Below are 23,747 nucleotides of genomic sequence, written 5' to 3'. Positions count from 1 at the left end.
CATGGAAATCGCGTAAAATTGAAAGCCTGCCCGGAGCGGGGCAGCTACAAGTCGCAAGCAAATGACCTCCACAGGAGTTGCCCAAATGCCCAAAGACCGAAGCACGACCGACTCTTCAGCTGGCGTTTTGAACGCCAGCGGAACCAACCAAGGCGCACCCAGGGGCGCCAAGAAACCAAAGCTGCGCCGACGTCGGCTCCGTGAGTCCGACGTCAACGTCGTCGACCAGCCGATGCTGAAAAAAGCGCTCGGCGGCACCATCGTGGGTAACACCATGGAATGGTACGACGTCGGCGTGTTCGGCTACCTGATCACCACCATGGGGCCGGTTTTCCTGCCCGAGGCGGACAAGTCCGTCCAGACCCTCTTCCTGCTCGGCACCTTCGCCGCCACCTTCATCGCCCGCCCTCTCGGTGGCGTGGTGTTCGGGTGGCTTGGCGACAAGATCGGCCGCCAGAAGGTCCTCGCCGCGACCCTGATGATCATGGCCGCCAGCACCTTCGCCGTCGGCCTGCTGCCCGGCTACGCCCAGATCGGCATCTGGGCCGCGGTCCTGCTGGTCCTGTTCAAGGTCATCCAGGGCTTCTCCACCGGCGGCGAGTACGCCGGCGCCACGACTTTCGTGAGCGAGTACGCCCCGGACAAGCGGCGCGGATTCTTCGCCAGCTTCCTGGACATGGGCAGCTACCTCGGCTTCGCGGCCGGCGCCGCCCTGGTTTCCGTGCTGCAGCTGACGCTCGGCCAGGACACCATGGAGCAGTGGGGCTGGCGTATCCCGTTCCTGCTGGCCGGTCCGCTGGGCCTGATCGCCGTCTACTTCCGGAGCAAGATCGAGGAATCCCCGCAGTTCCAGGCCACCCTGGACGCCCAGGAAAACCTCGCCAAGGACGCAACCGCCGCCGACGCGGCCGCATCCAAGGGCCCGGTGGGCATTGTGAAGGCCTACTGGCGCTCTATCATCGTCGCGATGATCCTGGTAGCCGCGGCCAACACCGCAGGCTACGCCCTGACCTCGTACATGCCGACCTACCTCACCGAGTCCAAGGGCTACGACGAGCTGCACGGCACCTTGCTGACCATCCCCGTGCTGGTCATCATGAGCCTCTGCATCCCGCTCACCGGCAAGCTCTCCGACCGGATCGGCCGCCGCCCCGTGCTGTGGATCGGCGCCCTGAGCACCGTCGTCCTGGCCACCCCCGCGTTCCTCCTGATCGGCGTCGGTGAGATCTGGTCCACGTTGGCCGGCCTCGCCCTGATCGCCTTCCCGGTGACGTTCTACGTGGCCAACCTGGCGTCCGCGCTGCCGGCCCAGTTCCCGACGGCCAGCCGCTACGGCGCCATGGGAATTGCGTACAACTTCTCGGTTGCGATCTTCGGCGGCACCACCCCGTTCATCGTCGCCGCGCTGATCAACGCAACCGGCAACGACATGATGCCGGCCTACTACCTGATGGCCACCTCGGCGATCGGCGCAGTGGCGATCTACTTCCTGAAGGAATCGGCTCAGATGCCGCTGCCGGGCTCCATGCCGAGCGTCGACACCCAGGCCGAGGCCCGCGAACTGGTCGAGACGCAGGACGAGAACCCGCTGATCGACCTGGAGCACATGGACATGCCGCTCACCTCGGCCGACGCAAACGGCCCAGACGCCGGCAAGGTTCCGGCCCGGGCCTAGTCCGGGCCCGCCGGCCCGGAACGCCCTAACCAGCGCCCCGCCCAGAGAGGCCTGTCCCGCGTACTTTTCCATTGGGGGAAGCACCCGGGGCAGGCCTTTGGCGCGTTCGCTGGCCGCCGCCAGCGTCCCAGGCGACACCCCTCCCCAACCGCCCCATCCCCACCCCGATCCGCACCCCGAGGAGGTCCGCGTGCAGTCCCTGTTGCGGCACGTCCGTGTCCTGCACCGCCTAGGCCCGGCGAACCGCGACCGCGTCTCGGCGCTGCGCGTCGCCGTCAGTGTGGCGGTGCCGTCCCTGGCGCTGCTCGCGGCCGGGCGACCGGACCTCATCATCTACGCCGTGTTTGGCGCCCTCACCGGGATGTACGGCCGCTCGGAGCCGCACCAGCTCAGGCTTAAGCACCAGCTGCAGGCGGCCTTCGTTCTGGTGGGCGGGCTGGGCGTCGGCGTCCTGCTCTCGGTGAACCAGCTCCACTCCTGGGCCCTCGTGGCCGTGGAATCGGTCCTGGCCTCCGCGGGATCCCTGTTCGCGGACAGGGTCGGGCTGCGGCCCAACGGCCCGTTCTTCGGCATCCTGGCGCTGGGGGCCTGCGCCTCCATCCCCACCGCGGACCCGTGGCCGCTCGCCGTCCTGATCGGCGCGGGGTCCGCGGCATTCGCCATGGTGGTCGGCTTCGGCGGCTGGGTCCGCGGCCGGGCCTGGCAACGCGGCGCGGAACGCGACGTACCGCCGCTGCGCGGAGTCCGCCGCCGCGCAGCCTGGATCCACGCGGCGCGGTACCTGGCCGCGGTAGCGGCGGCCGGCAGCATCGGGGTGATGAGCGGCAGCGGGCACCCGCACTGGGCTATGGCCGCGGCGGCGGTCCCCCTGGCGGGCGCGGACCTGCCCAGCAGCGTCTACCGCGGGCTGCACCGGATTGTCGGCACCCTGCTGGGCCTGGTGGTGGTCGCCGTCGTGCTGTTCCCCTGGGCGGGGTCACCGCTGCGGCTTTTTCCCGGGCACGAGACGGCGGCCGTGGCGGTCCTGGTGATCGTCCTGCAGTTCACCACCGAGCTCTTTATGGCCCGCCACTACGGCCTCGCCATGGTGTCATTCACCCCCGTGATCCTGCTGATGACGCAGCTGGCCTTCCCCGCCGACCCGCGGCTGCTGGTGGCGGAACGGGCGGTCGAAACCCTGATCGGCGCCTGCACCGGGATCGCCGTGGTGGTCCTGATCCGGCGCCGCCGGCCGGCCGCCCCGGCAACGGTCAGGTAGCGCGCCCGCGCCTACTTCGCGCGCCGCGGCGGCCCCGCGACCAGCCGGGCGGGCAGTACGCGCGTCGCAGCGGTGAGAATCTTGTAGCGCCTGCTCGGGATCGAGACGGCCTTGCCCTTTTCGTTGTCGGCGAGGCCTTCGCGGACCACCTGGTCGGCCTGCAGCCACATCCAGCGCGGCGCCACCGTCTTGTCCATGCCCATCCGGTCGTGGAATTCGGTGTGCGTGAAGCCGGGGCACACCGCCGTCACCTTCACCCCGCGCCCGGCATAGGCGAGGTTGGCCCAGCGGCTGAAGCTGAGCAGCCACGACTTCGCGGCGGAATACGTTTCGCGGGGCAGGAACGCCGCCACGGACGCCACGTTGATGATCCGGCCCGAACGCCGTTGCAGCATGCCCTGCAGCGCGGCGTGCGTCAGTTCCATGGCCGTCTCGACGTGCAGCTTGAGATGCCGCTTTTCGTCCGCGATGGCGTTGTCGGCAAAGGACTGCAGCAGCCCGATCCCGGCGTTGTTGACCAGGATGTCCACCGGCCGTGCCGGATCGCTCAGGCGTGCAACGACGGCGGCCACACCGGCGTCGTCAGCCAGGTCGGCGGCCAGTGTCTCGGCCCGGACGCCGTAGCGGTTTTCCAGTTCCGCTGCGCGGTCCCGCAGCCGCGCCTCGTCACGTGCCACGAGAACGACCGGGTGGCCCTGCTCGGCGAGCTGGCGGGCGAATTCGGCCCCGAGGCCGGCGGTAGCGCCGGTGACCAAAGCGGTGCCGGGGGTGGCTGACGATCCGTGCGCGGGTGTGTTCATAACCACAGCCTAGCGGCGCGGCCTGCGGGGAGTCAGGCGGGCACCGGACCGGCGGCGAGTTCGCCGTCCGCCGGGCCGTCCGGGGCGCCGTTCACGTCGGCAGGGTCCTGCCCGGCGCCGGCCGCGTCCGAGGCGCGATAGCGCTGCTGCAGCTCTTCGGCGGCGAGCTCGTACCAGGTGTGGGCGCCGAAGGAGGGGCTGGGGGTGTCCAAGTGGCGGTACAGCGCGTCGGCCAGCTGGCCGAGGGCCTCGTCGGAGAGTGCCTGCACGGTGGCGGCCGGATCCAGGGTCCCCTCGAAATAATCGGAGAGCTCAAGGCCTTCGATCAACTCCGAATCGGCGCAGCCGGTACCGTCCGGCGCGGGAGCGGCGCCGTCGATGGTGTCGACTTCCGCGAGAAGCCGGCCGTTTACGGCTCCGCTGATCTCGCCGTCCAGGCCCGCGAGCGCCTCGCCGTCGGAGCCGACGTGCAGCAGGCAGATCGGCAGCTCGGCTGGTTCCTGGAGGCGGACCCGGAAGGACTCGGAGCCGCCCGGGGCAATCCCGACGGCGGCCGCCACGGCGTCCGGGGTGGCCACCGGGTCCTTGGTTGCGGCGAGCTGGCGGAGGTAGAGCAGGATCTCCGGGTCGAGGTGGGAGGCACCGTGGAGATCGATGCTCACGTCCGAGCCGGCGGCAAGACGGCTGGCGCGGCGCACGATGTGCAACAGGGCGGGGTAGTTCGCCTGGGTCAGGCAACCGGTAACTTCGAGAGTCACGTGTCCGGGATCGACATCAACACGGACAAGCACACGCAGTTTGTGGTTCACGGGGTTCTCCAAATGACACGTCCTTGAGCCAACTGCATAACTCAAGCTAAACCATACGAAATTGTCGCCCCGCTCACAAGCGGCTACGCCCCTGCCGGTGCCTGTTCCGGCCAGTCGATGCACTGGTTGTAGGCGTCGTGTTTGCGCAGGTAGCGGTAGATGTAGGGGCAGTGCGGGATGATCCGCTTCCCCGAGGCCACCACATCGTCCAGGGCGAAGTGGGCGAGCACACCGGCCAGCCCCTGCCCCGTGAACTGCTCGGCCGTCTCGGTGTGGATGAAGTCCACATGGCCCGGCCGGTCAATGTAGCGCACCTGGACCGCGAGCTTGCCGCCGACGTGGAGCTCGTAGCGGTGCAGGGCGTCATTGCGGGTGGTGGAGACGTCCGGGCTGAACGTGTCTTCAGTAGCTGCCGAGTTCTCCGTCATGGTTCGAGATTGGCACTTAATGGCGGGTGTGGCAATGGCAGTCCGGATCCGTCCGGCCCGCTTGCCGTCGAGCCTCCTGCGGGGTTCCCGGCCGCCCCGCGGACCGGAACGCGGCCCAGCAACAGCACGGCGAGCGCGAAGCAGGCCGCCCCGCCGCCGAGCAGCCCCACGGTGAGGCCATTGAGCGCCGCGTCGGCCACCGGGATGAAAACGACGACGGCGGCCGTCAGCACGGCGGCCGCCGGCCGCGGGCGGGACCGGCCCGGCGCCGTCGGCCGCTCCTCCAGCCGGCCGAACACCGCCAGCACCGGTAGCAGCAGGACGACGACGCCCAGCAGCACCAGCGGGCGGGTCCACCACCACACCGCGCTCCCGCCGGCCGGCTGCGGAAGGTCAGTCAGCAGCAGCAGGCCGGACATCGCTGCCAGCAGCGGCAGATGCCAAAGGTAGACGGTCATCGAGCGCCGCCCCACCCGGGCCAAGACGCTGCGGATCCGGCCCAGGTCCGCCAGCCGGGAAAGCAGCGGCCGCAGCAGCTGCAGCGTGGCGGCCTGGGCGGCGGCCAGCAGGAGCAGGGTCAGGTTGGGCGGGTTGAGGTTGACCAGCATGTTCCCGGAGTACAGCCGCAGCACCACCAGGACACCGAGCAGCAGGTTGGCCGCCGCAATGATGCCGAGCAGTCCCGGCGGCGCCAGGCCCTGCAATGTCCCGTCGGCCACGAGGAAGCCGAGCTGCTGCACGGCGCACCAGAGGAAGACCATGTTGGCGTGGGCCAGCCCGGGCAGCGCGCCGCGGAGGCAGTCCACCGCCACCACAAGGGCGACGAGTCCGGCAAGGGTGGACCAGGGTGCCCGGTCATGGAGCGCGGCCAGCCAGGGCAGATTCAGTTGCGCGGCGAGGTAGGCGGCCAGGAACCACAGGGGCATGCCCGCGCCCGTGGCCAGCAGCGCGATGACTTGCGGGTCCACTCCGCTGAGCCTGGCGACCCACAGGCCTGTGAACATGGCGGCCAGCAGCACCGCCGCCGGGCGGATCAGCCGCAGCAGCCGGCCCTGGACGAACTCGACGGCGCTGCCGCCCCGGTCCCGCAGCCGGCGCCAGGAATACAGGCCGGTGACCCCGCCGGCGACGAAGAACAACGGCATCACCTGCAGCACCCAGACCACCGGCTCGAACCAGCGCTGGTTGCCCAGGGTGTTTTCGGTGCTCACGGTGCCGTCCGGATGCAGGACCGGGCTCACCATCATCGTGTGGCCGACGACTACCAGCGCAAGGCAGAAGAAGCGGGCCAGGTCGATGACCAGGTCGCGCTCCGGCGCGGCCGCTGCCGGTCCGTCTGCGGGCTGCTGCATGGAACTCCTTAGCCTCACGGCAGGGTCACCCGGCCGCGCTTCCTCCATTGTCGGCCGTGCAGGAGGGAACGCAAGAGGCCGGGATCATCAGCTGATCCCGGCCTCTTGGCGATGGCATGCGCTTAGGCGAGCGAGAGGAAAAGCTTCTCCAGCTCGGCACGGTCCAGGCTCGGATCCTCCTGCTGCATGCACTGCTGCAGCCCGGTGGCGATGATGGAGAATCCCGCCTTGTCCAGGGCGCTCGAGACGGCGGCGAGCTGCGTGACGACGCTCTTGCAGTCCCGGCCTTCTTCGATCATGCGCGTGACCGCAGCGAGTTGGCCCTGGGCCCGGCGCAAGCGGTTAATGACGGACTTCATGTCCGTGGGATCGAGTTCCATGGCGGCCTCCCGGAGTAAATGGTTTCCTTCCTATGATATACCCCCCTTGGTATTTTCCATACCCGGTGTGGTATTAGGGGGCTCCGACTGTCCGCAGGCGCCGTTCCGGGGCCCACCAGGGCCGTCACGGAGCAGCCGTTGGCCAAACGGACGCGAATGCCCTCCGGTAGGGACATAAGTACCTACCGGAGGCCGGTAAGGGGGGCGTATTGCTGAAGATGTGAACGCGGCCAGCTTCGGTAATCCGGCGAGGGCCCGAAAAGGTGCCACCACCGGCCCGGGCCCCTGGAAACGCTACGTCGCCCTGGGGGATTCGTTCACCGCCGGCCTCGGCGACCCCGAGCCCCTGAGCCCCGGCGGCATGAGGGGCTGGGCGGACCGGATCGCCGAGGAACTCAGCGCCGCCCGCGGGGATTTCTCCTACGCCAACCTGGCCATCAGCGGCCTGGTGCTGCAACAGATCGTGGACCAGCAGCTCGGCCCGGCGATCGCCCTGAAACCGGACCTGGTGACACTTTCCGCGGGCGGCAATGATCTGGTGTTCCACCGCCGGGATCCCGACCGGCTCGCGGTGAGCCTTGACGCGGCCGTCGCGGCGCTCTCGGCCGCCGGGGCGACCGTGGTGCTCTTCACCGGGCCGGACTGGGGGGACACCCCGGTCTTTGGCCACATCCGGGGCAAGGTGGCCGTGTTCAACGAGAACATCCGGACCATCGCGGCCCGCCACCACGGCGTGATTGCGGACCTGTGGACGCTGCGGCAGTTGAGCGATCCCCGGATGTGGGATCCGGACCGCCTGCACTTCTCCCCGCTGGGACACCATACGATCGCGGGCATGGTCCTGGACACACTGCAGGTCCCGCACGGCCTGCAGCCGCTGCACCCCAAACCGCTGCCGGCCGGCAACTGGCGGGAGACCCGGGCCGGGGACCTGGCCTGGGCCACGCACTATCTGCTGCCCTGGATGATCCGGCGCGTCCGGCCGCGCGACGGCGACGCGCCGCCCGCACCCAAGCGGCCCCAGCCCGGGCCGGTCTTCGGCTCCCCCGCCCCTGCCGCCCACCCCTAGTCCGGCCGGGATCTGTCGGCTACTCTGCAGGGACGGCCCCCCGGCCCCAGGCCGGACACAGCAGACCGATGACGATCACGAGGAGCGAAGTTGTCTAATCACACCTACAGCATTTCTGAAATTGTCGGGACCTCGAATGAAGGCGTGGACGCCGCCGTCCGCAACGGCATTGCCGAGGCCGCAAAGACGCTGCGCAACCTGGACTGGTTCGAAGTCAAGGAAATCCGCGGGCACCTCGAGAACGGCCAGGTAGCTGACTGGCAGGTGACCATCAAGCTCGGGTTCCGGCTGGAGCGCTGACGTCCGGAAGGGCGGCGCATGCAATACACCCAGCTGGGCCGTTCCGGCCTCAAAGTCTCCCGGCTGTGCCTGGGAACCATGAACTTCGGTCCGCAGACCGAGGAGCCTGCCGCCCACGCGATCATGGACGCCGCCCTGGAGGCGGGCATCAATTTTTTCGACACCGCCGACGTCTATGGAGGCTCCAAGCACCGCGGCTGGACCGAGGAAATCCTGGGCCGCTGGTTCGCCCAGGGCGGCGGCCGACGGGAACGGACGGTGCTGGCCACCAAGGTCTACGGCACCATGGCGGACCGGCCGAACGAGTCAAGGCTCTCCGCGCTGCACATCCGCCACGCCCTCGACGCAAGCCTGCGGCGCCTCCAGACCGAGTACATCGACCTCTACCAGTTCCACCACGTGGACCGGAACACGCCTTGGGAAGAGATCTGGCAAGCCGTGGACGTCGCGGTGCAGCAGGGGAAGATCCTCTACTCGGGCAGCAGCAATTTCGCCGGCTGGCACCTGGCCCGGGCGCAGGAAGCCGCGGCGCACCGGCATTCAAACGGACTGGTCAGCGAGCAGTCGATCTACAACCTGCTGACCCGCAACGTGGAACTTGAGGTAATTCCGGCCGCGCAGCACTACGGGCTGGGGATCCTGCCATGGTCGCCGCTGCACGGCGGGCTGCTCGGCGGAGCGCTCAAGAAGGAGTACGACGGCGTCCGCCGGGCCGAGGGCCGCGCTGCGGAGGCCCTCAAGAAGCACCGGAACCAGATCCGCCGCTATGAGGACTTCGCGGACGAGCTCGGCCACCAGCCCGGAGAACTGGCGCTGGCCTGGCTGCTGCACCAGCCCGCCGTGACGGCGCCGGTGACCGGCCCGCGCACCCGGGAGCATCTGGACGCCGCCCTCCGGTCGCTGCAGATTGACCTCGACGCCTCGGCCCTTGAGCGCTTGGACACCATTTTCCCCGGCCCCCGGACCGCCCCGGAAGACTACGCCTGGTGAGCCCCGCCGCGTCCTTTCACCCGCCTGGCGCTGCCGCCCGTCCGCGGATTACCGGCCCGCTACGGACGCGTAAATTCCCGGTGAATACAAGGATTTTTGAAACTTTTCCGTGTGCCGAGTGGCGTTTTGATAGTAAGCATGATTAGTATTTAGGCAGAAGGATGAAGCGCACCCGGCAACCCGGGTGTCTCCTCAATGAAAGAGAAGGGCCGATAAAATGGGTTTTTTCGCATTTCTTATTCTGGGTCTTATTGCCGGCGCAATTGCTAAGGCTATCCTGCCGGGACGTCAGGGCGGTGGCTGGGTCATCACGCTGATCCTCGGTGTTGTGGGCGCCCTCCTGGGCGGCCTCATCGGCAGCGCAATCTTCGGCACGGGACTGCAGGAATTCTTCTCGCTGACGACGTGGCTGCTCGCGATCGGCGGTGCGATCATCGTACTGCTGGTCTACGGCATGATCACCAAGCGCTCGCACCGCTAAAACGGTGTGACCGGAAAACCGGTCCCGGGATTCTTTCCTGGGGCCGGTTTTTTGGTACCGGACCACTTTTCGAACTCTTCCAGAGCACCAAGAGCAGGAGTACAGCATGAAAGCCAAACTTCTTTTCGGCACCGGCCTTGCGGCAGGTTACGTCCTGGGATCCCGTTCCGGCCGGGCCGCCTACGAAAAATTGAAGGCCCGGGCAGCAGGCCTCTGGCAAAGCAAGCCGGTCCAGGACAAGGTGGCGGCCGCAGCCGATGCGGTCAAGGAAAAGGCACCCGAAGTGTCCAGCCAGCTCACCGAGGCGGCCCGCCGCGCCGGCACCGTTATCAGCTCCGCGGTCCACCGGGAGGACACCCCGTCCCGCAGTGCCTCCGCCGCGGAAAGCCCGGCGAAAAGCACCGAGGCAACCCCCTCAGGCGGCGCCATCCCGGCGCACAGCACCCACCCCGGCACGGCGAACCTGGGGACCTCCGGCGGCGCCCACGTCGCCGTGGACAACAGTGCCGACGCCGCGTCGGACGTCCATTCGGATCCCGCCTTGAATGACGAGACCGGGCAGGACTGGTCCGACGAGGGCGGCGCTACCCCCGCCGGACCGGCCACCAACATCGATCCGGACAAGCACTGACCGGGCTGGCTCCGCCACACCCGGGGACGGGCTCCCTCAGCTGCGGCCTCGGCCCGCGGCACCGGCACTGACGGCACCGAGCACCAGGGTCGCGTCCCGCTTCCGGGAGCTGAGCACCTGGCCGGAAAGCCCGTTCCTGGCAAAGATCTGCACCGTCTGCGGCGCCTGCCGCCGACTCGTCTCGATCAGCAGGTGGCCGCCCGGCGCCAGCCACTCCGGCGCCGCGGCGGCCACCCGCCGTTGCAACTCGAGTCCGTCCGGGCCGCCGTCGAGCGAAACGCGCGGCTCGTGCAGCCGCGCTTCCGGCGGCATGGTCCCGATCATCCCCGAGGGAACAGAGGGCGCATTCACGGCCAGGAGGTCCACCCGGCCGCGGAGCCGGTCCGGCAGCGCTCCGTAAAGATCGCCCTCGTGCACCTCCGCGCCCAGCGGCAGCAGGTTGCGCCTTGCGCAGGCCGCCGCGGCGGCGTCGATGTCGGCGGCATGCAGCTCCAACGGCCCGGCAGACGCGGCGAGCGCGGCGCCGACGGCGCCGGAGCCGCAGCACAGGTCGACGACGACGGGCAGCCCTCCCGCCGGACCAGCTTCCCCTGATTTTCCTGCCCGCACGAGCTTTGCCCCCTGCCGGACGAGGTACTCGGTGCGGCGCCGGGGAACGAAAACGTGGGGGTCCACGGCGATGCGGAGGCCGCAAAACTCCGCCCAGCCCAGCAGCTGCTCCAGCGGCAACCCCGCGACGCGCTGCCGGACCAGCGCTTCCAGCTCTCCGTCCGTGGCCGCGGCGGCGGCCAGCAGGGCAGCCTCCTCTTCGGCGAACACGCAGCCGGCGGCGCGCAGCCGCTCGACCACACCGGACTGCGGCAAGGGCAAGGCCTGCATGGAATCACCACTTTCCGGCGCGGATAGTGCCGCGGTTCCCGCCGCGGCCCTGGAAGCCCCATGCTATCCAAGCCGCGGCGCGCAGCCCCGGCAGGCTGCCGGTATGCGGGTGGCTGCGGCCCGCGGACGCGGGTCATCAGTTTGCTGAGGATTCGCTGGAAAATCCCCATGCAAGCGCTTACAATTGTGACTTGGCTCTCAGTAGCCGGTCTCCCGCATCCCTCCCTTCGTTTAGGCAACGTCGCTCACCCGGAAGGTCTCCATCGTGAACACCCGCAGCTCCAGCCTGCCCTGGCCGTCCCGTTTGAGGCGCGGCGCAGGACGCCCCCACACCGTTCGCGCCGGCGTCGCCCTGGCAGCGGCACTGGCCGCCGCCGCCGTCGGCGTCGTCCCCGCCCAAGCGGCGCCGGACCCTCGCGGGCCGGGCGCCCCGTCGGCGTCGCATTCCCTCCGCGGGCCGGTCACGGACGAGCGCTTCTACTTTGTGATGGCGGACCGTTTCAGCAACGGCAGCACCGCCAACGACGACGGCGGCCTGGGCGCCGACCCGATGGTCTCCGGTTTCGACCCGACGAAGAAGGGCTTCTACAACGGCGGGGACCTCAGGGGCCTGCGGGAGAAGATCGACTACATCCAGGGTTTGGGAACCACCTCAATCTGGCTGACCCCAAGCTTCAAGAACAAGGCGGTCCAGCCGGAGGACAAGTCGGCCGGGTACCACGGCTACTGGGTCACGGACTTCACCCAGATCGATCCGCACCTGGGCACCAACGATGAGCTCAAGTCGCTCATCGACGAGGCCCACGCCCGCGGTATGAAGGTCTACTTCGACATCATCACCAACCACACGGCAGACGTCATCGGGTACGAACAGGGCGACCGCACCGCCTACAAGTCCAAGGACGCCGCCCCGTACCTGACCGCCGCCGGCGAACCGTTCGACGACCGGGACTACGCCGGCACCGGCACCTTCCCCGCCCTGGACGCGGCGAAGTCCTTCCCCTACACGCCGAAGCTGGCGCCCGGCGAGGAGAACCTCAAGGTCCCCGCCTGGCTCAACGACCCGACCCTGTACCACAACCGCGGCGACACCACCTTCGAGGGTGAAAACTCCTTCTACGGCGATTTCTTCGGCCTCGATGACCTCTTCACCGAACACCCCAAGGTGGTCAACGGCATGGTCGACATCTACGAGAAGTGGATCGGCGACTTCGGCGTGGACGGCTTCCGGATCGACACCATGAAACACGTGAACGACGAGTTCTGGCAGCAGTTCGGTCCCCGGGTCCTCGACTACGCCAAGGCGCACGGCAAGGACGAGTTCTTTATGTTCGGCGAGGTCTTCGACACCTCCAAGAGCTTCACCTCGCAGTTCACCACCCGCAACAAGATGCAGGCCGTGCTCGACTTTCCGTTCCAGGAGGCGGCCCGCAACTTCGCCTCCCGCGGCCAGGGCGCCAAGGAACTGGAGACCTTCTTCGCCGGCGACGACTGGTACACCGACGCGGACTCCAACGTCTACGAACTCCCCACCTTCCTGGGCAACCACGACATGGGCAGGATCGGCAGCTTCATCAGCGCGGACAACCCGGGCGCGGACGACGCCGAACGCGTCGCCCGGGACCGGCTCGCCCACGAGCTGATGTACCTCTCCCGCGGGAACCCCGTGGTTTACTACGGCGATGAACAGGGCTTCACCGGCCCCGGCGGCGACCAGGACGCCCGCCAGACGATGTTCGCGAGCAAGGTCCCGGACTACCTCGACGACGACCTGCTGGGCACCGACGCCACGCACGCGGGCGACAACTTCAACACCGCCCACCCGCTGTACCGCGGGATCAGTGAACTCGCCGCCCTCACCACCGAACACCCGGCGCTGCGCAACGGCGCGCACCAGAACCGCTACGCCTCCGACGGGCCCGGCATCTACGCCTTCTCCCGGACCGACGCCAAGGACCAGCGCGAGTACGTGGTCTCCGTCAACAACAGCACGCAGGCCCAGACGGCGGCGGTCCCCACCTACGTGGCCAAGCGCAGCTACAACCGGATCTACGGAGCAGCGGCCGCCGAGGTCAAGACCGCCGCAGACGGGAAACTCACGGTCACGGTGCCGCCGCTCTCCGCCGTCGTCTACGAGTCCGCGGGGCGCATCCCGCATTCCAAGGCGGCGCCCGCGGTAACGCTGCAGGAGCCAGCGGCCTCCGCCGCGGACAACAGCCGCGTACGGGTCGCGGCCGACGTCGACGGCAGTTCCTTCTATGAGGTCACCTTCCAGGCCCGCACGGCCGGCGGGCAATGGGCTTCGATCGGCACGGATGACACGGCGCCGTACCAGGTCTTCCACGACGTCTCGGCCCTGAACGCCGGCACCGCCGTGGAGTACCGCGCCGTCGTGCTGGACAACGGCGCGCACACGTCCGTGAGCCGGCCCCGCAGCGGCACCGTACCGGCCCCGCTGCTCAGCATCGTCAGCCCCAAGGAAGGCAGCAGCGTCCGCGGCAAGGTGGAGGTCAGCGCCGTCGCGAGTCCGGAAAAGGCCGACTACGTGGTCCGCTTCGAGCGCAGCGTCGATGGCGGAGCCTGGACCAAGTTCGGTGAGGACAGCTCCTCCCCCGCCTACACCGCGGTGGACGACCTGGCCGCGCTGTCCGTCGCGGACGGCGCCCAGTTGCGGTACCGCGCCCTGATGACCGTGCCGGGCGCCGGCGAGGTGGTCAGCGAGGTCCGTACCGTGGTCGCGGGCGAGCTGCCGCAGCCTGATTCGGTCACCGTGGCAGGCAGCCTCAACTCGGAAATGGGCTGCCCCGGTGACTGGCAGCCGGCCTGCCCGGCGGCGTTCCTGAAGCTTGATCCGGCCGACAAGGTCTGGCGGCTGACCGTTCCCAACCTGCCCGCCGGCAGCTACGAATTCAAGGCCGCCATCAACGGCTCCTGGGACGAGAACTACGGTGCGGGGGGCGGGGCCAACGGCAGCAACATCGTTCTGAAGCACCCCGGCGGAGCGGTGACGTTCCGCTACGACCACAGCACCCATGTGATGAGCGCGGCCTACGCCGCCCAGCAGCCCGCGGCGGTGGCCGTCGCCGGGGACCTCGATTCCGAGCTGGGCTGCCCGGCTGACTGGATGCCGGAGTGCCCGCAGGCCCAGCTCACGCTGGATCCCGCGGACCTGGTCTGGAAGCTGACGTTCCCGGACCTTCCGGCCGGCAACTACTCCTTCAAGGCCGCCCTCAACCGCTCCTGGGCAGAGAACTACGGCGCGGGCGGGGTTGCCGGCGGCGGCAACCTCAGCATGGTGCACGACGGCGGCCCGGTCACGTTCCGGTACGATCACTTCACGCACCTGATCAGCGCCGCGGGGTAGCACCCAGGCGCGACGGCGCCGCGACAACAGCCGAGGGCCGGCATGCACTCAGAGTGCGTGCCGGCCCTCGGCCGTGTGGCTGTAGTCGGGCCGGCGCCTCAGCCGACCAGGCGCAGCGGCGGGAGGGCCCGGGTGAGCCTGGCGGCCAGCTTGTGGGCGGCTGCCGCCGTGGGGCGGGCCGCGGGGTCCATTGCCGTCATGGCCGTCAGCAACATCACCCAGCCGGTCCCCAGTTCCGCCGGGATCTCCGGCCCGCGCAGGGTGCGCGCCACGAGCGACTCGACCGGGGTTCCGGGGTACGCCTTGACCCCGGTGAGGCACTCCAGCAGCACCAGCCCGAGCGCGTAGATGTCGGTGGCGGCGCCGAGGGGCTCGCCGGCAGCCTGCTCCGGGCTCATGTAATGCACGGTGCCCGACGATTCGCCGGGTTCAGGCGCTGCGCTGGCCTGCGTGGCGATCCCGAAGTCGGCGATTCGGACCGAACACCTCCGGAGCGCACTAAGCAGGATGTTTGCAGGCTTGATATCCCGGTGCACCAGTCCGCGCGAGTGGACGTGGCCGAGCCCGGACAATGCGGCGGCTGCCCAGCCGGCCACTTCCTCCGGTCCGGACACCCCGCCGCGGATCCGCTCCGCCAGGCTGCCGCCATAGGCGAACTCCTCAACCAGAAACGGGCGGCCCGCCCACTGGTCACCGGGGGGCACCGTGCCCGCGGCGACAAAGCCGACAACGGCCGGGTGGTCCAGGCTGGCGAGAATATCCGCTTCCGCGTGGATCCGGCGGGCATGCTTCTCGGTGGGACCCTGGGCCACCTTGAGGGCTACCGGCCTGCCGTTGACCAAGTCGGTTCCGCGGAAGACCGTGGCGGTCGCCCCGCGGCCCAGGAGTTCGTGCACCAGGAAGCGGCCTTCGGGAGCCTCCGGCAGGGGCAGGATCCTGCCGCTGAGGCCGGTGGACGCCGCGTCGCCGGATGCGGGGTGGGTCTGCGCCGCCGCGGGCACGGGGACGGCGCTCACGAGAGCGCGGCGAGCGCGTTGGAGGTGTGGACGATGCCATCGAGCTGGAATCCGCAGGGGCAGCGCCACACCGGCGGGAGTCCGGCGGAGGCGAAGCCGGCGTCGAAGGTATGGACGGACATCGTATCCAGCGCCGGAGCCGTCCATTCCATCGGGGATCCGCAGTGGCTGGGCGCCTGGCTGTGCGTGCTTGGGGGCAGCGTGGGCGCAACGGCACCCGGCTGGAGCGGTGAGCGGGGCGAGACCAGCGGGGCCGCACCGGCTCCCGGGGTTCCGGTGATCGTCAACAACTCAGCCACGACTCCTCCACGCAAACGATTATCTGACACAAGTAGTAAGCATACATATCACTAGTCGAACTAGCTAGTTGCTAGGCGCAGATATTTCCCGCACGTGCGGGGCCCGGGGTCAGTGGCGTTCGGTGTGCTCGCTCAGCGCCTCGGTCATGCGCTGCAGGAAGGCCACGATGACGTGGCTCTCCTCCGCCGTGAGCTCCTCCGCGACCGCCAGCATCCTGCGGTGCATCTCCCCAAGGGTGGCGCGCACCTCGGAATCCGTCGCGGCGGTGGGAACGATCACCAGTGACCGCCGGTCGGTGGGGTGTGGCTCGCGGCGCACGTGGCCGCTGGTCACGAGGCGGTCAATCAGCGAGGTGGTGGACGCCGTCGTGATGCCCAGCAGGCGGCTGAGGTCCTTGGGTCCCATCCGCTCCCCGGCGGCCTCCGCGCGCAGCAGGTACCGCAGGGCCAGCAGATCGGTTTCCCCCATGCCCATGGAGTCCCGGGTGGAGCGCCGGGTGGCGACCTCGGCCGCCCGGTACCCGCGCAGGGCCTGCAGCACCGCGGTGGGCGGGTCGACCCGCTCATCGGGGCCGTACCAGTAGCCTGAGCCTGCCGCGGTATCCGAGTTCATCCGATTATCCTAGCCGAACTAACTACTAGGCAGGCTTGCTTGTCTCACGCGGTCCGTCGGCTCCGCAATCCGGGCGCAAAAAACCCCCGGCTTCCTGTTGCCAGGCTGCCGGGGGTTGTTCCACTCTTCGCTAAAAGAGTGGGCCCTGTGGGGATCGAACCCACGACCCACGGATTAAAAGTCCGATGCTCTACCAACTGAGCTAAAGGCCCCAGCCGACAGCCGCAACGGGCGGAAATCCGCCCCGTTGGCAGGCGCGTCGGCCCAGTCCATTTCTGGACGTTAACACTGTACCCCAGACGCGGGCGGGCTTCGTCACCGGACCCGGCACGCCGCCGTCGCGCTCCTTTACGGCCCCCTCGCGCGCGGCTGCGCTGTGCTCGATTCCCTGAATGCACAGGAGTAGCGTGGTGGCATGAGCGAGCAAACAGGAGCCAGCAGCCCCGGACCGCACCGTCACCACAAGCCGAAGCCCTTCGCGCCCATCGACTTCGAACCGTTCGCCGGCGGCGCGGACCCCGCGCGGGTGTCCGAGGCGGCGCACTTGGCGGCCCAGGCGCTCGTGCGCCGCGGACGCGACAGCGACGACCCCACGGTGACCCGGCGGCTGGTGAAGCTCGCCGACGAACAAGGCCTCGACGCCATCGCCGAGATGTGGGCCGAAAGCCCGGCGCGTTCGCTCCCCGGCGCCCTCTGGCGGCTCTACGCCCTCCGCGCCGCCACCATCCGGGATCCGGAACGGATTTCGGTCTACTTCAGGGCGGGCAAAGACACCGCGCAGGTCTCCCACGTGGTGGCCGGCGCGGCCGAGCCTCCCGGCGCCGAGGAAATGAAGTCCATGGCCGACGCCATCCTCTCCGGCGCCTTCGACGGCGAGTTCGACGTCGCGCTGGAACGCTCGGCGGCGTTCTGCCGGGTGGTGGCGCTGGGCCAGGCCACTCTCGCCGACGGCGCGGAGCACAGCAACGCCAACCACGCGAGCAAACTCACCCGGAATTCGCACCTTCTGGTCAAGACCGCGGAGGACCTCGAACACGCCGCCAACGCCTGGCGGCTGGGCGAACTGGACTGAGCTCTCTTGAGAGCCCGGAAGTGCCGGACCCCGGCCCCGGCGGCCCGCGTGGCGGCCCTGTCGATACACACGCCGGCGCCCGGCTGTCAATGTTGACTTGGTCCCGCCGACGTAGAAAACTAAAGGCGGTGCCGAGCCGCGAAACCCCCGGGCTTCAACAATTAGCCGCCTAGAGCGGCCTACCGCCGAGAGGCGTATCCGGTTCGGCACCATTTTCATGCCCGCCTCCGGGCGCGGTTCCCGGCGGGCGAAGTACGGGCGGTAAAGTGATCCCCATGCGCGGGTCATCGTCACGTTCCAGGGCCGGCGGACAACACCCGTGTAAGCCTCGTCCGGAGACCGGTAACCCCACGTGAAGCTGCGCCTTTTCCCCCAGGAGCCCGCCGGGCTGAACCTGCTTTCCCAGATGGCCCGCCAGATAGCCCTGGCCACGGGAACCCTTTCGGAGATCCTCGGCGCCCCCGCCAGTGAGCATTCGCGCCTGGTGGAGGACATGCACGACCACGAGGCGAAATCCGCGGAACTGCATTTCGCCCTCCTGACGCACATGCGGACGAGCTTCCTGAACCCGCTCCCCCGCGAGGACATGTACGCGCTCTCCCGCTACCTCAACGAGGCGATGGAGAAGCTGGACGCCGCCGCGGACCTGGTCTTCCTCTACAAGCTGGAGCGGCTGCCCAAGCGCGCCGCCGACCAGCTGGAAATCATCAGCCGGCAGGCCGAGCTCACCGTGGACGCCATGCGCCAGCTGAACAACCTGGATGATCTGGAGGACTACTGGATCGAGGTCCTCCGCCTCACCAAGCGCGCGGAACGCACCCACCGGGTCTGGGTTGCGGACATGCTCAAGGATATGAAATCGGCCCAGTACGCGCGCAACCGCGACATCGCGGACCAGCTCGTAGAGGTCACGAAGGACATGCGGCGGATCGCCACCCAGGTGGGCAGCATCATCGTCAAGGAATCCTGAGGTGTCCATCCTCTTCTTCGCCGTGGTGGTGGTCTTCGCCGGGGCGTTTGCGTTTCTCAACGGTTTCCGCGACGCTTCCTCCTCGGTTGCCCTCGCGGTCCGCACGCGCGCCCTGACTCCCACCGTCGCGGTGCTCCTGGCCGGGCTGTTCAACTTCATCGGAGCCGGCCTGAGCGCAGCCCTGGCGCTGGAGGTCAGCCGGACGTGGGTGGTTCTTCCGTCCGGCGGCAACGGCCTGACCATCCTGATGGCCGGGCTGCTGAGCGCCGTGGTGTGGGGCATCTACACCTGGTGGCGCGGGATCCCCTCCTCCTCGACCCACGCGCTGGTGGGCGGCCTCGCCGGCGCCGGCGTCGCCAGCGTGGCCGTCGGGGGGAACGCGGTCCTGGGCGCTGACCGGTCGCTACTTTTCCAGGTGGTGCTGCCGCTGCTGCTCTCCCCCGTGATCGCCTTCGCCGCCGCGTACCTGCTGGTCTGGCCGGCGACCTGGGCGGCTCGTTACACCCCGCCGAGCGTGGTGAACAGCAGGTCGCGGCGCGCCCAGTCGATCGCAGCGGGCGCCGTCGCCTTTGGCCACGGCCTGCAGGACGGTCAGCGCACCAGTGCGGTCCTGATCCTGGGCATGCTCGCCGCGGGACTGCCGGTCGGCGACTCCACCCCCGTCTGGGTGGCCCTGCTGACCGCTGCCGCGCTGACGGCAGGCACCCTGGCGGGCGGCTGGCGGATCTCCTACACGATCGGCTACCGGATGATCCGGATGGATCCGCTGCGCGGGTTCGTGGCGCAGCTCAGCAGCAGCGCCATCCTGCTGGTGGGGGCAATCGGCCTGTACTGGCCGGTTTCCACCACCCACACGGTCACCGCAGCCGTCCTGGGGGCCGGCGCCAACCAGGGCTACGCGGGGACCAACCGGCGGCTGGTGCTCCGGATCCTGGCGTTCTGGGCGCTGACCCCGCTGGTCACCGCTGCGGCGGCCTTCGTGCTGGAACTCGCCCTCTCGCCCCTCGCCGGGCTCTAGGCGCCCGGCTCTATCCGAAGCGGCCGGAAACGTAGTCCTCGGTCGCCTTCTCGGTCGGGTTGCTGAAGATGGTGTGGGTGTCGCCGTATTCGATCAACTTGCCGGGCTTGCCGGTCCCGGCGATGTTGAAGAACGCCGTCTTGTCCGAGACCCGGGCGGCCTGCTGCATGTTGTGGGTAACAATCACCACGGTGTATTCGTCCTTGAGCTCGTTGATGAGGTCTTCAATGGCGAGCGTGGAGATCGGGTCCAGCGCGGAGCACGGCTCGTCCATCAGGATCACCTGGGGTTCCACGGCGATGGCGCGGGCGATGCAGAGGCGCTGCTGCTGGCCGCCGGACAGGCCCGAGCCGGGCTTGGCCAGGCGGTCCTTGACCTCGTTCCACAGGTTGGCGCCCCGCAGCGAGCGCTCCACCAGCGAGTCGGCCTCGCCCTTGGAGATCTTCTGGTTGTTCAGCTTCACGCCGGCCAGCACGTTGTCCCGGATGGACATGGTGGGGAACGGGTTGGGGCGCTGGAAGACCATGCCGATCTGCGAGCGTACCGTCACGGGGTCGACGCCGGGGCCGTAAAGGTTGTCGCCGTCGAGCAGCACTTCGCCTTCGACGCGGGCGCCGGGGATGACTTCGTGCATCCGGTTCAGCGTGCGCAGGAAAGTGGACTTGCCGCAGCCCGACGGGCCGATGAACGCGGTGACGGATTTGGCGTCGATGTTGATGTTGACGTCCTCGACGGCCAGGAATTTGCCGTAGTAGACGTTCAGGTCTTTGACGTCGATGCGCTTAGACATGCTGTTCCTTCACTTGTGGAGGTAGGGACCGGGTGCCGGCGGCGGCCTAGCGGCCGGCCTTCGGTGCGAAGATGCGGGCCACCAGCCGGGCGGCCAGGTTGAGCAGCATCACGAGGATGATGAGGACCAGGGCCGCGCCCCAGGCGCGCTGGTCGGACGGACCAGGGTTGGACGGCGACGTCGGGTTGAGGATCTGCGTGTAGATGAAGGTAGGCAGCGAGGCCATCCAGCCGCCGAACACGTTGTTGTTGATCGAGGTGGCGAAGCCGGCGGTGACCAGGATCGGTGCGGTTTCCCCGATCACCCGGGCGATGGCCAGGGTGATGCCGGAGGCGATGCCGGAGATCGCCGTCGGGATGACCACTTTGAGGATGGTCCGCCACTTGCGGACGCCGAGGGCGTACGCCGCTTCGCGGAGTTCGTTCGGCACAATCTTGAGCATTTCCTCGCTGGATCGGACCACCACCGGGATCATCAGCACGGAGAGTGCGACGGCGGCAACGGCGCCGGTCTTGGTGCCCGGGCCGACGACGGCGAAGAAGAACGCGGCGGCGAACAGGCCGGCCACGATCGAGGGGATGCCGGTCATGACGTCGACGAAGAACGTGATGGCGCGGGCCAGCGGCCGGTCCTGGCCGTACTCGACAAGGTAGATCGACGTCAGCAGGCCTACGGGGACCGAGATGACGGTGGCCAACAGGGTGATCTGCACGGTGCCCAGCAGCGCGTGGTAGATGCCGCCCAGCACGGGGGCGCCTTGTTCGACGCTCTTGTTGTCGAACGCGCCGGTAACACCGTTCATCGAGGTGCTCAGGAAGCCGGGGTCCACCAGACCGGGCAGGCCCTTGACCAGCACGGTCCAGATCACCGAGATCAGCGGCAGCAGTGCAACAAGGAAGGCACCGACCACGAGGCAGGTGACCAGCTTGTCCTTGGCCTTGCGGGAGCCCTCAACGACGGCGCTCCAACCGACGAGACCGGCGGTGAAGAGCAGGGCCGAGACGATGCCCCAACCGAGGGGGTTGAAGCCGACCAGGGCCAGGATGGCGGCACCGATGACGAGGGCCAGGGCCAGCACGATGTACGGCGCGGCCTTGGGCAGCTGTCCCTTGGTCAGGGCCGAGCGTTTGCGGACCGGGGTCAGGGTGGAGGTCATTTAGTTGGCTCCCGAGAATTCTTTGTGCCGGGTGATGATCCACCGGGCAATCATGTTCACGCCGAGGGTGATGACGAAGAGCACCAGGCCGGCGGCGATCAGCGTGCTGACCTTCAGGCCGCTGGCTTCGGGGAAGTTCAGGGCGATTTCGGCGGCGATGGTCTGGTTGCCGGACTGGATCAGGCTTGCCGTGAGGGCCCCTGAGGAGAGCACCAGGGCCACGGCCATGGTCTCGCCGAGGGCGCGGCCCAGGCCCAGCATCACGGCGCTGATGATGCCGGGGCGGCCGAACGGCAGCACGGCCATCCGGATCATCTCCCAGCGGGTGGCGCCGAGGGCGAGGGCCGCTTCCTCGTGCAGCTTGGGGGTCTGCAGGAAGATTTCGCGGGAGAGCGAGGTGATGATCGGCAGGACCATGACGGCGAGCACGATGCCTGCCGTCAGGATGGTTTTGCCGGTGGCCGAGGCCGGCCCCTGGAAGATCGGCAGCCAGCCCAGGTTGGTGGCCAGCCAGTTGTAGGCCGGGGAGATTTCCTTGGCCAGGAAGGCGGCACCCCAGGCGCCGTAGACCACGGACGGAATGGCGGCCAGCAGGTCCACCACGTAGCCGAGGCCGGACGCCAGCCGGCGCGGGGCGTAGTGCGAGATAAAGAGGGCGACCCCGATGGCGACCGGCGTGGCGATCACCAGGGCGATCACGGCGGCGATCAGGGTGCCGACGACGATTGGCCAGATGTAGGCCAAGAACCCCTTGCCGCCCTGGATGTCCTCGGCCGGGGCGGTGAAGGCCGGAATCGCCTGGATGACGAGGAAGAGAGCGACGCCAACCAGCACGGCGAGGATCAGGCAGCCTGCTGCCAGGGTGGCACCTGAGAAGACTTTGTCCCCGGCACGGCCTGCGCCCTGGGATTTGGTCAGGGAGGTGGAGGTCATACCTGGCCCTTCGGTGTTGATGGTGCGGATGTACTGAACGTTACCGGGCCGCACTTATCGGAAACTACGAAAACTGCGAAAACTGCGGAAAACACGGAAACTCGGGAAAACGCCGCTAAGTTCCCCGTCCCGCCAGACGGCGGGGCGGGGAACTTAGCGGAAGAGATCAAACGTTAGGACTTGACCTTGATGGCCTCGATGGCCTTGACGGCCTTCTCGGAGAGGGTGGCGGACAGCGGAGCCGACTTGGCGGACTCGGCAGCAGCCTTCTGGCCCTCTTCGGAGAGCACGTACTTCTCGAAGCCCTTGACCAGATCGACGGTTTCCTGCTTGTCGTAGGTGCTGCACACGATGTGGTAGGAAACCAGGACCAGCGGGTAGGCGCCGGATTCCGTGGTGGTGCGGTCCAGCTTGATGGCCAGGTCGTTGGCGCCGCGGCCCTCGACCGGCTTGCCCAGGTCCACAGCCTTGGCTGCAGCTTCCGGGGAGATCTTGACGAAGTCGGAACCGACCTTGATCTGGGCGGTGCCCATCTTGCCGCTGACGGCGGAGTCATCGGCGTAGGTGACCGCACCGGCGGTGTCGGTGACGGTCTTGACGACGCCGGAGGTGCCCTTGGCGTTCTCGCCCTTGAGCGAGGAAGGCCACACACCGTCAGCCTTGTCCTTCCAGACGGCCGGGGCCGCGGCGGCGAGGTACTCGGTGAAGTTCTTGGTGGTGCCGGAGTCGTCAGAGCGGTTGACCGGGGTGACCTTGAGGTCCGGAAGCTTGGCGTCCGGGTTCAGCGCGGTAATGGCGGGGTCGTTCCACTTGGCGATCTCGCCGCGGAAGATCTTGGCCGCGGTGGCGGCGTCGAGCTTGAGGTCCGTCACACCCGGCACGTTGAACGCGATGGCGATCGGCGAGATGTAGACGGGAACCTCGATCGCGCCGTCCGGGCCGCACTGGTCCTTGGCCTTGGCGGCCTCTTCATCCTTGAGGTAGGCGTCGGAGCCGGCGAACTGGGCCGAGCCGTCGAGGATGGCCTTGCGGCCTGCGCCGGAACCGTCCGGGGAGTACTGCACGTTGGCGCCCTGGTTGGCGGAGGCGAAGTTGGTCTTCCACACGTCCATGGCTGCACCCTGCGCGGAGGAGCCGATGCCGGTCAGCGTTCCGGTGACCTTGGGGCCGCCGGCCGACTGGGTGCCCGCAGCGGTGTTGGTTGCGTTGTCCGAGCCGCAAGCGGTGAGCGCGAGAGCGCCGGCTGCGATAACAGCGATGGCCGCGTTGCGGCCGAAGCGTGATGCCTTCACTAGATGTACCCCTTCCAGGGTTATTCAGATGCGTGCCGGACCGGAGACGTCCGAGCAGAAAAGACGGTGGATACGGTTTGTACCTTTACCGAAGTTAGGTGCCCCAGGTGAAGAGCATTGGGGTCCAAAGTGAACGGAGGGTTAACGACGCCGGACCATTGGTCGACATCTG

24 protein-coding genes and 1 tRNA gene are annotated in these 23,747 nt (G+C 68.5%); 11 read left to right on the top strand and 14 right to left on the bottom strand.

The window, feature by feature from the left end:
• Positions 1 to 85 precede the first annotated feature (85 nt).
• Positions 86 to 1,675 (top strand): MFS transporter, encoded by a 1,590-nt coding sequence (locus AC1MED_RS01755; protein ID WP_346958435.1) that lies wholly within the window; start codon positions 86 to 88, stop codon positions 1,673 to 1,675.
• Between the two features lie 190 nt (positions 1,676 to 1,865).
• A complete protein-coding gene (locus AC1MED_RS01750; protein ID WP_479785135.1) occupies positions 1,866 to 2,933 on the top strand; it encodes an FUSC family protein in 1,068 nt (355 codons plus the stop codon).
• Positions 2,934 to 2,944: 11 nt separating this feature from the next.
• On the opposite strand, the gene AC1MED_RS01745 is transcribed toward AC1MED_RS01750, so the two are convergent.
• The 5 genes from AC1MED_RS01745 to AC1MED_RS01725 all read right to left on the bottom strand — a co-directional run bounded on the left by AC1MED_RS01745 (position 2,945) and on the right by AC1MED_RS01725 (position 6,702).
• Entirely contained in the window at positions 2,945 to 3,733 is a 789-nt protein-coding gene (locus AC1MED_RS01745; RefSeq protein ID WP_479785133.1) for an SDR family NAD(P)-dependent oxidoreductase, read from the bottom strand.
• Between the two features lie 32 nt (positions 3,734 to 3,765).
• A complete protein-coding gene (locus AC1MED_RS01740; protein ID WP_479785131.1) occupies positions 3,766 to 4,491 on the bottom strand; it encodes a hypothetical protein in 726 nt (241 codons plus the stop codon).
• Between the two features lie 134 nt (positions 4,492 to 4,625).
• Positions 4,626 to 4,970, bottom strand: a complete 345-nt coding sequence (locus AC1MED_RS01735) for a GNAT family N-acetyltransferase (RefSeq protein WP_346958431.1) — start codon at positions 4,968 to 4,970, stop codon at positions 4,626 to 4,628.
• Positions 4,967 to 6,322, bottom strand: a complete 1,356-nt coding sequence (locus tag AC1MED_RS01730) for an acyltransferase family protein (protein WP_479785129.1) — start codon at positions 6,320 to 6,322, stop codon at positions 4,967 to 4,969. Before AC1MED_RS01730 ends, AC1MED_RS01735 begins: the two co-directional genes overlap by 4 nt.
• A 122-nt stretch (positions 6,323 to 6,444) precedes the next feature.
• Positions 6,445 to 6,702: a metal-sensitive transcriptional regulator gene (locus tag AC1MED_RS01725; RefSeq protein WP_138767747.1), complete on the bottom strand. Its 258-nt coding sequence runs from the start codon at positions 6,700 to 6,702 to the stop codon at positions 6,445 to 6,447.
• A gap of 220 nt (positions 6,703 to 6,922) precedes the next feature.
• Here AC1MED_RS01725 and AC1MED_RS01720 point away from each other — a divergent pair, with 220 nt between their 5' ends.
• From AC1MED_RS01720 to AC1MED_RS01700, 5 genes are all read left to right on the top strand, one after another.
• Positions 6,923 to 7,771 (top strand): SGNH/GDSL hydrolase family protein, encoded by an 849-nt coding sequence (locus tag AC1MED_RS01720; RefSeq protein WP_346958429.1) that lies wholly within the window; start codon positions 6,923 to 6,925, stop codon positions 7,769 to 7,771.
• 90 nt (positions 7,772 to 7,861) lie between these two features.
• Positions 7,862 to 8,071, top strand: coding sequence for a dodecin (locus AC1MED_RS01715; protein WP_011690139.1), 210 nt, complete (start codon positions 7,862 to 7,864; stop codon positions 8,069 to 8,071).
• A gap of 18 nt (positions 8,072 to 8,089) precedes the next feature.
• Positions 8,090 to 9,061: an aldo/keto reductase gene (locus tag AC1MED_RS01710; RefSeq protein WP_479785128.1), complete on the top strand. Its 972-nt coding sequence runs from the start codon at positions 8,090 to 8,092 to the stop codon at positions 9,059 to 9,061.
• A 217-nt stretch (positions 9,062 to 9,278) separates the two neighbouring features.
• Positions 9,279 to 9,542: a GlsB/YeaQ/YmgE family stress response membrane protein gene (locus AC1MED_RS01705; RefSeq protein WP_175322464.1), complete on the top strand. Its 264-nt coding sequence runs from the start codon at positions 9,279 to 9,281 to the stop codon at positions 9,540 to 9,542.
• Positions 9,543 to 9,648: 106 nt separating this feature from the next.
• A complete protein-coding gene (locus tag AC1MED_RS01700; protein ID WP_479785126.1) occupies positions 9,649 to 10,173 on the top strand; it encodes a hypothetical protein in 525 nt (174 codons plus the stop codon).
• A 36-nt stretch (positions 10,174 to 10,209) separates the two neighbouring features.
• On the opposite strand, the gene AC1MED_RS01695 is transcribed toward AC1MED_RS01700, so the two are convergent.
• Entirely contained in the window at positions 10,210 to 11,052 is an 843-nt protein-coding gene (locus tag AC1MED_RS01695; protein ID WP_479785125.1) for a putative protein N(5)-glutamine methyltransferase, read from the bottom strand.
• Between the two features lie 352 nt (positions 11,053 to 11,404).
• Between AC1MED_RS01695 and AC1MED_RS01690 the strand changes: the two genes are divergently transcribed.
• Positions 11,405 to 14,416 (top strand): alpha-amylase family glycosyl hydrolase, encoded by a 3,012-nt coding sequence (locus AC1MED_RS01690; RefSeq protein WP_479786741.1) that lies wholly within the window; start codon positions 11,405 to 11,407, stop codon positions 14,414 to 14,416.
• A 98-nt stretch (positions 14,417 to 14,514) separates the two neighbouring features.
• On the opposite strand, the gene AC1MED_RS01685 is transcribed toward AC1MED_RS01690, so the two are convergent.
• The 4 genes from AC1MED_RS01685 to AC1MED_RS01670 all read right to left on the bottom strand — a co-directional run bounded on the left by AC1MED_RS01685 (position 14,515) and on the right by AC1MED_RS01670 (position 16,556).
• Positions 14,515 to 15,432 (bottom strand): serine/threonine-protein kinase, encoded by a 918-nt coding sequence (locus AC1MED_RS01685; RefSeq protein ID WP_479785124.1) that lies wholly within the window; start codon positions 15,430 to 15,432, stop codon positions 14,515 to 14,517.
• Positions 15,429 to 15,731 (bottom strand): hypothetical protein, encoded by a 303-nt coding sequence (locus tag AC1MED_RS01680; protein ID WP_479785122.1) that lies wholly within the window; start codon positions 15,729 to 15,731, stop codon positions 15,429 to 15,431. The genes AC1MED_RS01685 and AC1MED_RS01680 overlap by 4 nt, the downstream gene beginning before the upstream one ends.
• Before the next feature lie 109 nt (positions 15,732 to 15,840).
• Entirely contained in the window at positions 15,841 to 16,344 is a 504-nt protein-coding gene (locus AC1MED_RS01675; protein WP_479785120.1) for a MarR family winged helix-turn-helix transcriptional regulator, read from the bottom strand.
• 139 nt (positions 16,345 to 16,483) lie between these two features.
• Positions 16,484 to 16,556, bottom strand: a tRNA-Lys gene (locus tag AC1MED_RS01670).
• Between the two features lie 203 nt (positions 16,557 to 16,759).
• Here AC1MED_RS01670 and AC1MED_RS01665 point away from each other — a divergent pair.
• The 3 genes from AC1MED_RS01665 (at position 16,760) to AC1MED_RS01655 (ending at position 19,404) form a co-directional block, all read left to right on the top strand.
• Entirely contained in the window at positions 16,760 to 17,416 is a 657-nt protein-coding gene (locus AC1MED_RS01665) for a hypothetical protein (RefSeq protein WP_479778001.1), read from the top strand.
• Positions 17,417 to 17,768: 352 nt separating this feature from the next.
• Positions 17,769 to 18,386: a DUF47 domain-containing protein gene (locus AC1MED_RS01660; RefSeq protein WP_479777998.1), complete on the top strand. Its 618-nt coding sequence runs from the start codon at positions 17,769 to 17,771 to the stop codon at positions 18,384 to 18,386.
• A 1-nt stretch (position 18,387) separates the two neighbouring features.
• Complete coding sequence (locus AC1MED_RS01655) at positions 18,388 to 19,404, top strand: inorganic phosphate transporter (protein ID WP_346958419.1); 1,017 nt, start codon at positions 18,388 to 18,390, stop codon at positions 19,402 to 19,404.
• 10 nt (positions 19,405 to 19,414) lie between these two features.
• Here the strand turns inward: AC1MED_RS01655 and pstB are convergent, their stop codons facing one another.
• The 4 genes from pstB to pstS form a co-directional block, all read right to left on the bottom strand.
• Positions 19,415 to 20,194, bottom strand: coding sequence for a phosphate ABC transporter ATP-binding protein PstB (pstB, locus tag AC1MED_RS01650; protein ID WP_346958418.1), 780 nt, complete (start codon positions 20,192 to 20,194; stop codon positions 19,415 to 19,417).
• 46 nt (positions 20,195 to 20,240) lie between these two features.
• Entirely contained in the window at positions 20,241 to 21,350 is a 1,110-nt protein-coding gene (pstA, locus tag AC1MED_RS01645; protein ID WP_479785118.1) for a phosphate ABC transporter permease PstA, read from the bottom strand.
• A complete protein-coding gene (pstC, locus tag AC1MED_RS01640) occupies positions 21,351 to 22,283 on the bottom strand; it encodes a phosphate ABC transporter permease subunit PstC (protein WP_479785116.1) in 933 nt (310 codons plus the stop codon).
• A 173-nt stretch (positions 22,284 to 22,456) separates the two neighbouring features.
• Entirely contained in the window at positions 22,457 to 23,575 is a 1,119-nt protein-coding gene (gene pstS / locus AC1MED_RS01635) for a phosphate ABC transporter substrate-binding protein PstS (protein ID WP_346958416.1), read from the bottom strand.
• Positions 23,576 to 23,747 lie beyond the last annotated feature (172 nt).

This window comes from Arthrobacter sp. BI5, from assembly GCF_056680065.1.
Note: the sequence above shows the minus strand (reverse complement) of the source record. Positions and strands in the feature narration are given on the sequence as shown.